At 70.1% G+C, this 12,276-nt stretch carries 12 protein-coding genes; 4 read left to right on the top strand and 8 right to left on the bottom strand.

Annotated features, from left to right (window positions below):
• Window positions 1-821 precede the first annotated feature (821 nt).
• Entirely contained in the window at window positions 822-1,712 is an 891-nt protein-coding gene (locus MFF64_RS21655) for a LysR family transcriptional regulator (RefSeq protein ID WP_099899389.1), read from the top strand.
• Window positions 1,713-1,719: 7 nt separating this feature from the next.
• Here MFF64_RS21655 and MFF64_RS21650 read toward each other — a convergent pair whose 3' ends face one another.
• From MFF64_RS21650 to MFF64_RS21640, 3 genes are all read right to left on the bottom strand, one after another.
• The gene (locus MFF64_RS21650; protein WP_099899391.1) at window positions 1,720-2,382 is read right to left on the bottom strand and encodes a glutathione S-transferase family protein; all 663 of its coding nucleotides are present in this window, start codon (window positions 2,380-2,382) and stop codon (window positions 1,720-1,722) included.
• On the bottom strand, window positions 2,379-3,605 hold the full coding sequence (locus tag MFF64_RS21645; protein WP_438823087.1) for an ABC transporter substrate-binding protein: 1,227 nt from the start codon (window positions 3,603-3,605) through the stop codon (window positions 2,379-2,381). Before MFF64_RS21645 ends, MFF64_RS21650 begins: the two co-directional genes overlap by 4 nt.
• A gap of 140 nt (window positions 3,606-3,745) precedes the next feature.
• Complete coding sequence (locus tag MFF64_RS21640; protein ID WP_238192370.1) at window positions 3,746-5,359, bottom strand: acyl-CoA synthetase; 1,614 nt, start codon at window positions 5,357-5,359, stop codon at window positions 3,746-3,748.
• A 180-nt stretch (window positions 5,360-5,539) separates the two neighbouring features.
• Between MFF64_RS21640 and MFF64_RS21635 the strand changes: the two genes are divergently transcribed.
• A complete protein-coding gene (locus MFF64_RS21635; protein ID WP_238192369.1) occupies window positions 5,540-6,079 on the top strand; it encodes an NUDIX hydrolase in 540 nt (179 codons plus the stop codon).
• Here the strand turns inward: MFF64_RS21635 and MFF64_RS21630 are convergent.
• The 4 genes from MFF64_RS21630 to MFF64_RS21615 all read right to left on the bottom strand — a co-directional run bounded on the left by MFF64_RS21630 (window position 6,076) and on the right by MFF64_RS21615 (window position 9,097).
• The gene (locus tag MFF64_RS21630) at window positions 6,076-6,270 is read right to left on the bottom strand and encodes a hypothetical protein (protein ID WP_099904873.1); all 195 of its coding nucleotides are present in this window, start codon (window positions 6,268-6,270) and stop codon (window positions 6,076-6,078) included. The two genes, MFF64_RS21635 and MFF64_RS21630, sit on opposite strands and share 4 nt — an antisense overlap.
• A 161-nt stretch (window positions 6,271-6,431) precedes the next feature.
• The gene (locus MFF64_RS21625; RefSeq protein WP_099904875.1) at window positions 6,432-6,749 is read right to left on the bottom strand and encodes a hypothetical protein; all 318 of its coding nucleotides are present in this window, start codon (window positions 6,747-6,749) and stop codon (window positions 6,432-6,434) included.
• Window positions 6,750-6,888: 139 nt separating this feature from the next.
• Window positions 6,889-7,074 carry a YegP family protein gene (locus MFF64_RS21620; protein ID WP_099904877.1) on the bottom strand — a complete coding sequence of 62 codons (186 nt, stop codon included), beginning with the start codon at window positions 7,072-7,074 and terminating at the stop codon, window positions 6,889-6,891.
• 490 nt (window positions 7,075-7,564) lie between these two features.
• Entirely contained in the window at window positions 7,565-9,097 is a 1,533-nt protein-coding gene (locus tag MFF64_RS21615; protein WP_099904881.1) for a DEAD/DEAH box helicase, read from the bottom strand.
• Between the two features lie 354 nt (window positions 9,098-9,451).
• On the opposite strand from MFF64_RS21615, the gene MFF64_RS21610 reads away from it, so the two are divergent.
• Window positions 9,452-10,525 (top strand): NAD(P)H-dependent flavin oxidoreductase, encoded by a 1,074-nt coding sequence (locus MFF64_RS21610; protein WP_099904879.1) that lies wholly within the window; start codon window positions 9,452-9,454, stop codon window positions 10,523-10,525.
• 49 nt (window positions 10,526-10,574) lie between these two features.
• Here the strand turns inward: MFF64_RS21610 and MFF64_RS21605 are convergent, their stop codons facing one another.
• Window positions 10,575-11,189: a glutathione S-transferase gene (locus MFF64_RS21605; RefSeq protein ID WP_238192368.1), complete on the bottom strand. Its 615-nt coding sequence runs from the start codon at window positions 11,187-11,189 to the stop codon at window positions 10,575-10,577.
• A 110-nt stretch (window positions 11,190-11,299) separates the two neighbouring features.
• Here MFF64_RS21605 and ftrA point away from each other — a divergent pair, with 110 nt between their 5' ends.
• Window positions 11,300-12,262, top strand: a complete 963-nt coding sequence (gene ftrA / locus MFF64_RS21600; protein ID WP_238192383.1) for a transcriptional regulator FtrA — start codon at window positions 11,300-11,302, stop codon at window positions 12,260-12,262.
• The last annotated feature ends 14 nt before the right edge of the window (window positions 12,263-12,276 follow it).

The following is a 12,276-nucleotide window of genomic DNA, read 5'->3' as shown; positions in this document are numbered from 1 at the left end:
CGCGCTTGAATGGCATTCAAGAGGTCAGCGGTTCGATCCCGCTTAGCTCCACCAACCTTCCCCTCGATCTACCGGATTTCGCTGTAGGCCGCTTCGGCGGCCTTCTCGCGTTTGGCTCGAATGAGTCGCTGGCGGGTCGTGGCGCGGAATGTCCTCTCTCGGTGCGAGCGCCCTTTCTCCCGAGACAGCCCTGCCCCGGCGAGATCCCTTCGCGTGGTCAAGCCGACAGGGCTCCGAACCTAGGCCTGGCGAGTCCTTGACGGGCGGCCTCACTCGTCCGCATATCGCGACACGGCGACGGGCATACCCAACCCGGACGTTGGGACATCGCCGAACAGGTCGCACGCGTCCTTCGGTCGAACGAGGAAGCGCAGAAGCGCATTGCCGAGCAACGCAAGCTGATGGTCGGGCAGGCAAGCTTCAAGCTGAAGCTGCCACGCTGGAACGCGACCGCGCGCTTGCTCCCTGCCAGATCGTCGTTGCCAGCATGACGGCCGGTGCCGCCTTCTTCGGAGCCGGCGCTGCCTTCATCAAGCTCCTGACGCGACCTCCGAACGTTTTCGCGAATGCCTCATCGTGCTCCGCTGGTCGCAGCGGGGCTTGGCCGATATCCTCCAGTGCGACGACGGCATGGTGCGCCGGTGGGCCTCGGGCGACGCCGAGATCCCGGCCGACAGGGCGGCGGGAGGCGGCGTCCCCCCTCTCCCGTCGAGGCGTGAGACAGGCCGGTCCTTCCGCCGGCGATCGCCGGGACACCCCGTTGCGCCGCCGTAAAACGCGGCAAGCGTCGGAGCCTTCAGCCGAAAGAGGAGCGAGGCGTCGTGGATCGGTGGCAAGCCATGCGCATCGTTGCGAAGGTGGCGGAGACGGAGAGCTTCGCCGAGGCCGCGCGCCTCCTGCACATGAGCCCGCCGGCGGTGACGCGGGCGGTGGCGGCCCTGGAGGAAGTGATCGGCGCCCGGCTGTTCGTGCGCACCACCCGGTCGGTGAAGCTCACCGAGGCGGGAGCCCGCTACGTCGCGGATTGCCGCCGCATCCTGGCCGACATCGCCGAGGCCGAGGCCGCGGCGGCCGGCTCCTACGGCATGCCCTCCGGCACGCTCGCGGTGACGGCCTCGGTCCTGTTCGGGCACATCCACGTCCTGCCGATCGTGACCGACTACCTCGACGCCTACCCGTCCATGGCGGCCCGCACCCTGTTCGTCGACCGGCCGGTCAACATCGTCGAGGAGGGCATCGATGTTGCCATCCGCATCGGCCACCTGTCGGATTCGGGCCTCACCGCCGTGAGGGTCGGGGCGGTGCGCCGCGTCGTCTGCGGGGCGCCGGGCTACCTCGCGCAGGCCGGCGTGCCGATGCGGCCCGCGGACCTGAAGGACCATCGCATCGCGGTCTCGACCGGGGCCTGGGCCTCGCCCGAATGGCGGTTCGGGCGCGACGAACGGGTCACCGTCCATCCGGCGCTCGAGAGCAACACCAACGAGGCGGGCATCACCGCCGCGCTCGCCGGCTGGGGTCTGACGCGGGTGCTGCACTACCAGATCGGCCCCGCCCTGCGCGAGGGCCGGTTGCAGATCGTGCTCGCCGAGTACGAGGAGGAGCCGCTGCCCATCCACGTGCTCTATCCGGAGGGACGGCACGCGCCCGCGAAGGTGCGGACCTTCGTCGACCTGGCAGTATCGCGATTGCGCGCGACCAAGCTGCTGAACTGAAAGCGCGTCACCCGCCCAGCGGCGATGGCACCGGGGACACGCCCTGCGCCTCCGCCGCCTGCCGCTCGGCCGCCAGCGCCCGGGCGTAGGACGGCTCGGCCTTCAGGCCCTTCCAGTAGGTCCTGGCGAAGTCCGGCAGCTGATCGCCAAGGCCCGCGAATTCGGCCAGCATCAGGGCGTAGCCGACGCTGATATCGGCGGCGGTGAAGCGCCCGGCGCAGACGAAGCGGCGATCCCCCAGCACCGCGCCGAAGCCCTTGAGCCGCGACAGGAACCAGCGCGCATAATCCTCGACGAGGCCGGGATTGCGCCGCTCCGGCGGCTCGAACCGGCCGTAGCGCAGCACCAGGGTCTGCGGGAAGGTCAGGGTCGCCTCGCCGAAATGCAGCGCGTTGAGGTAGCGACCGTATTCCGCATCGTCGGGCCGCAATCCGAGGGTCCCGGCGCCGTGGCGCGCCGCGAGGTATTCGCAGATCGCCGCCGATTCGGTCATCCGCGTGTCGCCATCCTCGAAGAGCGGGATCGTGCCGAGCGGATTGACGGCGAAGTACTCCTTGGCGTGGACCCGCGGCGGGAATGGCAGCATCGCCAGCTCGTAGGGCAGGCCCAGGGCTTCGAGGGCCCAGAGCGGGCGGAAGGAGCGGGCGCCGACGCAGTGATGCAGCTTCATTTCGTCACCAGCGGGCAGTTCCCGGCCTGCAGCGGCCGGAAGGCCTGATCGGCGGGGATGGTCGAGACCAGTCGGTAATAGTCCCAGGGGCCCTTCGACTCCGAGGGCTTCTTCACCTCGAACAGGTACATCGGGTGGGTCACCCGCCCGTCGGCCCGCACCTCGGAGCGGCCGAACAGCGGATCCTCCGCCGGCACCCGGCGCATCTCCGCCGTCACCTTGGCCGGGTCCTTGCTGGCGGTCGCCTTCACGGCCTTGAGGTAGTGCATCATGCCCGCATAGACGCCGGCCTGGACCATGGTCGGCATCCGGCCCTTGTGGCGCTCGGCGAAGCGGCGCGACCAGGCGCGGGTGCCGTCGTTGAGGTCCCAGTAGAAGGCCTCGGTCAGCACCAGCCCCTGCGCCACCTTCAGGCCCAGCGAGTGCACGTCGCTCAAGAAGACCAGCAGGCCCGCGAGGCGCTGCCCGCCCTCGGCGACGCCGAACTCGGCCCCCTGCTTGATGGTGTTGATGGTGTCGCTGCCGGCATTCGCCAGCCCGATCACCTTGGCCCGCGAGCCTTGGGCCTGGATCAGGAACGAGGAGTAGTCCGTCGCCGCGACCGGGTGACGGACCGAGCCCAGCACCTTGCCGCCGTTGCGCTCGACCACCTCCGACACGTCGCGCTCCAGCGCCTTGCCGAAGGCGTAGTCGGCGGTGATGAAGAACCAGGTGTCGCCGCCGCTGCGCACCATCGCGCCGCCTGTGCCGTTGGCGAGCGCCCAGGTGTCGTAGGTCCAGTGGATGGTGTTGGGCGAGCACAGGGCCCCGGTGATCTCCGAGGCCCCGGCGCCGGAATTGATCATCAGCCGGTTCTTCTCGCGCACGATCTGGTGCACGGCGAGCGCGACCGAGGAGAACGGCACGTCGAGCACGACGTCGACGTCGTCACGGTCGATCCACTGGCGCACGATGCCGGCGCCGACATCCGGCTTGTTCTGGTGGTCGGCGGAGAGGACCCGGATGTCGAAATCCGGGTTCTGCGCCTTGAAATCAGCTGCCGCCATCTCGGCCGCCACCACCGAGCCCTCGCCGGCGAGGTCCGAGTAGGGCCCGGCCCGGTCGTTCAGCACGCCGAGGGTGAGGCGGATGGGGCTCGCGGCCTGGGCCTGGGCGAGCGCGAGCAGGGACGCGGCGGCGAGCGCCAAGGCGCGGGACGTTCGGCGGAGCGTGGATGTCGGCACGGTGTCCTCCCGGTGGTGTGGCGGCATCCGGTCGTTGTTCGCCGGATGTTTGGAAGCGGCAATGCGATCGTCTCGTCTCGATGGTAGGCGGTCGATGCTCCCGGGGTCGTTCCAGGGAGCGATCTTTCAATCAGGCCGGCTCACGCCCCTCCCCGCTCCCTGAGCGCCCGCCGGATGATCTTGCCCGTCGCTGTCATCGGCAGTGCCTCCACGAAGGCGACGTGGCGCGGGTATTCATGGGCGGCGAGCCGGGTGCGCACGAAGTCCTGGATCGCGCGTGCCAGCTCCGGCGTGCCCTCGACGCCGCCCTTCAGCACGATGAACGCCTTCACCGCCTCGGTGCGGACCGGGTCCGGCACGCCGACGACGCCGCACAGCGCGACGGCCGGGTGGCGCATCAGGCAATCCTCGATCTCGCCGGGACCGATCCGGTAGCCGGCGGAGGTGATGACATCGTCGTCGCGGCCGACGAACCACAGGAACCCGTCCGGGTCGCGCCGGCCGAGATCGCCGGTGATCAGCCAGTCACCGATGAACTTGCGCTCCGTCGCCTCCGGGTTGCGCCAGTAGCCGAGGAACATCACCGGGTCGGGCCGGCGCACCGCGATGTGGCCGGTGGTGCCGTCCGCCACCTCCCGGCCCTCGCCGTCGACGATGCGCACGTCGTGGCCCGGCACCGGCCGGCCCATGGCGCCGGGGCGGGCGGGAAACAGGTCGGCGCAGGAGGAGACGACGAGGTTGCACTCGGTCTGGCCGTAGAACTCGTTGACCGGCACGCCGAGCACCGCCTCGCCCCAGGCCAGCATCTCCGCCCCCAGGCTCTCGCCTCCGCTGCCGACGGAGCGCAAGGACAGGCCCGGACAGGGCGCGGTGCGAGCCTGGCGCATCAGCTTCATGGCGGTGGGTGGCAGGAAGACGTTGCGCACCTCCTGCTCGGCCATCAGCCGGAACGCCGCCTCCGGGTCGAATTTCCTGGCGCGGTGCGAGACGACGGGCACGCCATGATGCAGCGCCGGCAACAGCACGTCGAGGAGGCCGCCGATCCAGGCCCAGTCCGCCGGGGTCCAGAACCGGTCGCCCGGTTGCGGCAGGAAGCGCTGGGGCATCTCGACCCCCGGCAGGTGGCCGAGCAGCACCCGGTGGGCGTGGAGCGCGCCCTTCGGGTCGCCGGTGGTGCCGGACGTGTAGATGATGACGGCCGGATCGTCGGCGGCGGTGTCGACCGGCGCGAAGGCGTCGGAGGCGCGGGCGCAGAGGGCGTGGAAATCCTCTGCGAACTCCTCCGGCCCGTCGATGCAGTAGACCCGCTCCAGGTCGGGAAGCGCGTCGCGGATCCCGGCGAGGAGCACGGCGCCGGCCCTGTCGGTCACCACGGCCCTCGCGCCGCTGTTGCCGAGGCGAAAGCGGAGCGCGTCGGGCCCGAACAGCACGAAGAGCGGGATGGTGATGAGCCCGGCGCGAAAGCCGGTGATGTGGGCGATCGCCGTCTCGGGCGATTGCGGCAGCAGCACGCCGATCCGGTCGCCGCGCGTGAGACCGTGCGCCGCCAGCACGTTGGCGAAGCGGTTCGACAGGCGGCGCAGGTCCTCGAAGCCATAGCGCCGCACCGCGCCGTCGGGGTCGAGATGGATCAGCGCGAGCGGGTTGCCTGGGGCGTGCCGGTCGCAGACGTCGGTGCCGATGTTGTAGCGGGCCGGGATCCGCCAGCGGAATTGCGCCACGAGGTCGGCGTAGCTGTCCGCACGCTGCAGCATCGGCGTTCCTACCCCTGATTCTTGCGAGAACCGTCGAGCGATCCTTCGATTGAAACGATCGTTCATTCGTTTTTGGGTGTCAACACGGGTCTCACCGCCGGAGGCAGGCCAGATTTCGCCGTGTTGCCCGGCGATCCTGCTTGAAGGCTGCGTCGCGGCCTCGCGTGATGAGGGCGTGAGATGAGCAGTCTCGACACAGGATCGACGGAGACCCTGCGCGAACGCCCCGCCTCCCGCCTCCTGGTGATCGACGGCGATCACCGGCTACTGCTCTTCCGCTTCGCCTTCCGCGCCGGGGCGCTCGCCGGGGAGGTGTACTGGGCGACACCGGGCGGCGGCGTCGAGCCGGGCGAGAGCTTCGAGGAGGCCGCGATACGGGAATTGCGCGAGGAGACCGTCCTGGCCTGCCCGGAGACGGCGCCGATGCTCGGCGAGCGCAGCTTCACGATGCGGATGCCCGACGGCGAATGGGTCCGGGCGCGGGAGCGCTTCTTCGCCGTGCGGGCCGAGACCGATCCCCTGTCCCGCAACGGCTGGACGCCGCATGAGATCGAAGTCCTGGCCGAGCACCGCTGGTGGTCGCGGACCGAACTCGTGGCGCCCGGCGCGCAGATCTATCCGGAGGACATCGTCGCGTTCTACGACGCGGCGCGCGAAGCTCTCGACGCTCCCTCCGAGGGTCCCGCGATGAGCCGCGGGACCGGGGATGGCTGCCGTTAGAGGCTGGCCAGCTCGGCGTCGAGCGACGCCAGTTCGGTGCGCGCCTGGGAGATCAGGCGGGCGTGCTGGAGCTGGAGGGCGCGGCTGTTTGCGCCCAGGCCTGCCGAGGAGCGGATCTCGGCGAGGATCCGCTCGTAATCCTGAAGCTGCGCTTCGACGCGCCGGCGGCGCTCTGCGATGGTGTGCGGCATTCCGGTTCCCCTTGGTTGTGGGGCGGGCGCGCTGCGTGAGCGAGCCCACCATGAGCCAAGCCCGGCCGCCGGAACGGCCAGGCTTTTACAGCCAAGGTCATTTATGGGGCGAGAATGCGGCACGGCCGCCCCGGATGGGGCGGCCGATCGGCAAGACGGTTCTAGAAGCCGCGGTAGTAGCCGCGCGGGCCGGGGCCCCAGCCGCGGTGACCGCCCCAATGGCGATGGCCGTAATGGCGCGGGCCACCGAAGCCGTAGCGCGGACCGAAATGGCGGCGGTGGCCATAGCCGTAGCCGTAGCCGCGGGGGCCCCAGTGGCGGTGACGGCCGTAATAGCCGTACTGAGCCCAAGTGGTCGGCACGGATGTCGCCGTCGCGGTGGCGGTCGTCTCGCTCACGGGAGCGGCGGTCGCGCCCTGCGGCAGGGCGGCAGCGCCACCCAGGATCAGGCCAGCGGCCAGCATCACGGTCTTCAGCACGTGGTCGGTCCCTCACTCGTGCAGGCCTCCGGAGGGAGGCATGGACGGCGGAAACGCGCGGGAGCGGGAAAGCGTTGCGCGTCTTGTGTCACAGGGTGAACGGTTCGTGTCGGAGGCGGCCCCAAGCCAAGTGCCGCCGTCAGGCCATCTTGAGCGTCATGTCGACGACCCGGGCGTTGGCCGCGCCCTTCACCAGGGCGATGCCGTGCTCGCAATCCTCGCGGCGGGCGTAGCCCTCACCCGAATCGGCCACCACCTCGCCGTTCTCCGCCCGCAGGCGCCAGCGCCACTCGCCCTTGCCGTCGCGATAGAGTTCGAAGCGCATCGACGGTCTCCTTCGGTGATGGGTCTCGGCAAAGATGGGGTCGCCTGGGTGACCGGCAACACCCATGGCTACGTCGGGTCGTCACGTCGCGACGAGGCGCCGTCGGGCCTCCAGGTGCCGGTCCGTGCTTTGCGGAAATTTGCGTTCTAAATCAGGGAAATAAGCGCAACAATTGATGACGACCTTTCGCCCGAACTGCCTGCTTCAGAAGATTTACGTGCAGGCCAGCGCGATTTTTCCGGTGCCAATGATCGCACGATAATCGTCGATAAAGAAACATGTTCATATCGACTACAGTAGTCGTTGTAAAATTCGTCTCGACGAGAACGAGCCTGACGCAACGGCAATGCGGGCGACGAGACATATCACGGGCATCGCGAGCGTCAGCCCGACGAGGTTAGTGCAGCCAGTATCCCGAACGCCAAGCGAGAAGCCCGCGCTCCTTGATGGAGCGCGGGCTTCTCAATCATTCAACGGCGATCAGTCCGTGTCAGCGCGGCGCGCGGTCGAGCCAGCCGATCGAGCGGCCGTCGCGGTTGCCGCCCGCCGGGCGCTGCTGGCGGTTGCCGTCGGCGCGCTGGCCGCCCTGGGGACGACCCTGTCCTTGCGGACGACCCTGGCCTTGGCCTTGGCCCTGCGACCGGCCTTGACCCTGGCCCTGCGGGCGGGCCTGGCGGCCCTCGTGCTGCCCGCCGCGGCCGTCATGGGCGCGCGGCTCGCGGTGCTCTTGCGGACGACCGGCGCCGTGGCGCGGCTGACCCTGGCGCCCGCCGGGCTGCTGGCCCTGGCGGCCGCCGCCGGGACGCTGGCCGCGCGGACCGGGCTGACGCCGGTCGCGCTCGGCCTCGGCGACCGCCTGGGCGGCCTCCTCGCGGCTCGGAGGCACGAAGCCCTCGGGGATCGCCATCACCGGCACCTTCTGGCGGGTCAGGCGCTCGATGTCGCGGAGGTAAGCCCGCTCCTCGTCGTTGCAGAACGAGATCGCGAGGCCGTCATTGCCGGCGCGCGCGGTGCGGCCGATGCGGTGGACATAGGCCTCCGGCACGTTCGGCAGGTCGAAGTTGACGACGTGGGACACGCCGTCGACGTCGATGCCGCGGGCGGCGATGTCGGTCGCGACCAGGACCCGGCAGGTGCCGGCCCGGAAGGCGGCCAGCGCCCGCTCGCGCTGCGGCTGCGACTTGTTGCCGTGGATCGCCGCCGAGCCGATGCCGTCGCGCTCGAGGCCGCGCACGACCCGGTCGGCGCCGTGCTTGGTGCGGGTGAAGACCAGCACCCGGTCGATCGACTCGTCGCGCAGGATCGTGGCGAGCAGGGATTGCTTCGAGCCGGTCGGCACGAAGACGACCTTCTGATCGACCCGCTCGGCGGTGGTGGCGACCGGGGTCACGGCGACCTGCACGGGGTTCTTCAGGTACTGGTCGGCGAGGCCGGCGATGTTCTTCGGCATGGTGGCTGAGAAGAACAGGCTCTGGCGCTCGGCCGGCAGCAGCTTCACGATCCGCTTGAGGGCGTGGATGAAGCCGAGGTCGAGCATCTGGTCGGCCTCGTCAAGGACCAGGTACTCGACGCCGTCGAGGGTCAGCGAGCGGCGGTCGATCAGGTCGAGCAGCCGGCCCGGGGTGGCGACCAGCACGTCGACGCCGTTGGCGAGCGCCCGCTCCTGGCGGCCGATGGTGACGCCGCCGAACACCACCGTGGTGGTGAGCTTCAGGAACTGGCCGTAATCCTTGAAGCTGTCGGCGATCTGGCTGGCGAGCTCGCGGGTGGGGGCGAGCACCAGCACGCGGCAGCCGCGGCGCGGGGCCGGCTTACCGGTGTTCTCGCTGGCGAGGCGGTGCAGGATCGGCAGCGCGAAGGAGGCGGTCTTGCCGGTGCCGGTCTGGGCGATGCCGCACAGGTCCTTGCCCTGCATGGCCGGCGGGATCGCCTGCGCCTGGATCGGGGTCGGCGTGACGTAGCCGGCCTGGGCGAGCGCCTTCAGGATCGGCGCCGCGAGGCCGAAATCGGTGAACTGGGTCAAAATGATCTTCTTGGGTTTTGGCAGCGGGATCGCCGCAAGGCGCGCGCCATGCACGGCCCTCATCGCGATCCGATGTCGGGAGACCGCCCGCGTGATGGAGCGATCCAAGGGACGAGCGATTAAGAGAGGGCCGGGCCTGCCGCGCAGGTGCCGCGGCGAAATCCGTCACGCAGCCCTCTCGAGCGGACCGCGATCGGCCGCTGACGCTGCAAGCCGCCATATGGCGTTGTGCGGGTGCGAAGTCAATCGGCGGACGCTGCGTCGTCCGCGCCGCACCCGTGCGGCGGGCGCTTGCCCGCAGATCCCGTCCGGTGATTGATACGCCCGGAATGTTCCTCGGCCGGAGCCGTCCTCATGTCCGTCCGCCATCCCGCCCTCGCCCGGGCGGAATCCTTCGCCGCCACCTACGGCCTGCGCCGGGCGCTGCTCCTCGCCCCAATGGCCGGGGCCTGCCCGCCGGCGCTCTCGGTCGCGGTGATGCGGGCGGGCGGGCTCGGGGCCTGCGGGGCGCTGCTGATGCAGCCGGCGGCGATCCTGGCCTGGGCCGAGGCCGTGCGGGAGGCCGGTCCCTTCCAGATCAACCTGTGGATCCCCGATCCCGCCCCCGTCCGCGACCCTGCCCACGAGGCGCGCTTACGCGGCTTCCTCGGCCGCTTCGGCCCGGCGGTGCCGCCCGAGGCCGGCGACGCGGCGCCGCCCGACTTCGCCGCCCAGTGCGAGGCGATGATCGAGGCCAGGCCCCGCATCGTCTCCTCGATCATGGGGCTCTACCCGCCGGATTTCGTCGCGCGGCTGAAGGAGTGCGGTATCGCCTGGTGGGCCACCGTCTCGACGGTGGCCGAGGCGCTCGCGGCGCAAGATGCCGGGGCCGACGCGGTGGTGGCGCAGGGCGCCGAGGCCGGCGGCCATCGCGGCTGTTTCCGGGCCGATCAGGCCGAGGCCGGGGCGGTCGGGCTGATGGCGCTGCTGCCGGCGGTGGTCGATGCGGTGAGAATCCCGGTGATCGCCACCGGCGGCATCGCCGATGCCCGCGGCGCTGCCGCGGCGCTCCTGCTCGGCGCCAGCGCCGTGCAGGTCGGCACCGGCTTCCTGCGCTGCCCCGAGGCCGGGATCCCGCCGGCCTGGGCCGACGCCCTCGGCGGCGCCCGCCCGGAGGACACCCGGCTCACCCGCGCCTTCAGCGGCCGCACCGGCCGCAGCCTCGCGACCGAGTACGTGGCGGCGGCCGCGGGTCCTGACGCGCCGGTGCCCGCCCCCTACCCGGTCCAGCGCGGTCTGACGCAGGGGATGCGCGAGGCGGCGGTGAAGGAGGGGGACCTCGCCCGCATGCAGGCCTGGGCCGGGCAGGCGGCCGGGCTGGCACGGGCGGTGCCGGCCGGTGAGGTGGTCGGGGGGATCTGGGAGGGGGTTGACGAGCTGCTGCGGTGACGCACCGAGTCGTTGCTAGGAAGTCCGGACAGCCCCCGCGAGATTGCCATCACGCGACCGAGCAAGTGACGAATTCCGGCAAGGCTTCGGCGCGTCGAGAGAGATCATGAAGGTACGGGCACCGACCGGCCGTGATCTTGTCCGCGAGGACGCTTCGCGTGAATTGCCAGGCGACGGCTGCCGTGATGTCGGCCTGCATCGGACGTTCGCCGAAACTCCAACCATCCACTCCCGCGAACTCTGCCTCCAGGAGGTCGTAAGCCGCCAGCATTTGTCGCTCGACGCGATCCAGCCACGGTTGGTGCTGCTTCTCGGCAGGGCGAAGGTTCTGCTCGTAGACGATCTGGACGCTCTTTTCGCAAGCCGCCAGAGCCAGGCCGATGAGGCGTTGAGAGTGCAGGAAATCACCCTGCGTAGCCGGTGAAAGGCGCAGCTCCGGAGATGCAATTCGGTCGAGGGCATCGAGAATCAATGTCGAGTCCAAGAGTATTTCCCCGTCGTCCAGGATTAATGTCGGTGCCTTCACGACGGGATTAAGCGACACGAATGCATCGAAATCGCGAAACACGGATAGCGGCTCGTGCTCGAAGGGCAGTCCCATCATCTTGAGCGAGATCGCCACGCGGCGGACGTAGGGCGAATCAAGCATTCCGATCAAGCGCATGGCAGTCTCCATCTTGAACGAGGTCGCCGAAATCCGCTGTCCGACTGCGTCAGCATCGCGGCCGGCTATCCAGCTTGCCAGTGGTCGAAACGGCCACTATCGCTCCGATCATGCCAAACGCGCCGGTGGTCGCCATCCTCGCCTATGATGGGCTCTGCACGTTCGAATTCGGCTGCGCCGTCGAGATTTTCGGCCGGTCGCGTCCGGAGATGGGGCCCGATTGGTATCGATGCGCAACGGTGGCCGCGGAGGGCGGTCCGTTGCGGGGGCTCGGTGGCGTTCGCGTGGAGGCCGATGGCGGGCTCGAACTCCTGGCCGATGCCTCGACCGTCGTCGTGCCGGGCTGGCGCGGCCCCTCGGCGGAGGTGCCCCCTCCGCTCCTGCAGGCTCTGGTGGCGGCGCACGAGAGAGGCGTTCGTCTGGTCGGCATCTGCGCCGGTGCCTTCGTTCTCGCCGCAGCGGGGACGCTGCGGGGCCGACGCGCCACCACGCACTGGTTCCACGTCAAACGCCTGGCCGAGATCAGCCCGGACACGGAGGTCGTCGACGACGTCCTGTACGTCGATGAGGGCTTGGTCCTCACCTCGGCGGGCAGCGCAGCCGGCCTCGATCTCTGCCTTCACGTGGTACGCAAGGACTTCGGCGCGAAGGCGGCCAACCAAGTCGCACGCCGCCTCGTCATGGCGGCGCACCGGGAGGGCGGCCAAGCGCAGTTCATCGAGAGGCCTGTACCGATCCGCCCGGGAGCGCGTCTCGGAACCTTCCTCGACAGCGTTCGACTCCGAATCTCCGAGGACTGGACGATCGAGCGCATGGCGGACGAGGTCGGCGTCAGCGTGACCGAACTGCATCGCCACGTGCGGGCGACGACGGGTCTGTCGCCGGGTGCCTGGCTCATCGCCGCGCGTGTCCGGCACGCGCGCGACCTCTTGGAGGCGACCCATCTGTCAATCGAAGCGGTGGCGCGGGCATCCGGATTCGGTGAGGCGGTCAACCTGCGAAAACACTTCGGGCGGGCCGTCGGACTGTCGCCGAGGGCTTACCGTCTCCGGTTCGACGCCACCGCCCGCTGATGCGGTCGCGGTCG

The organism is Methylobacterium frigidaeris (assembly GCF_022179185.1).
GTDB lineage: Bacteria > Pseudomonadota > Alphaproteobacteria > Rhizobiales > Beijerinckiaceae > Methylobacterium > Methylobacterium frigidaeris.
This window is presented reverse-complemented; position numbering and strand designations above follow the sequence as displayed.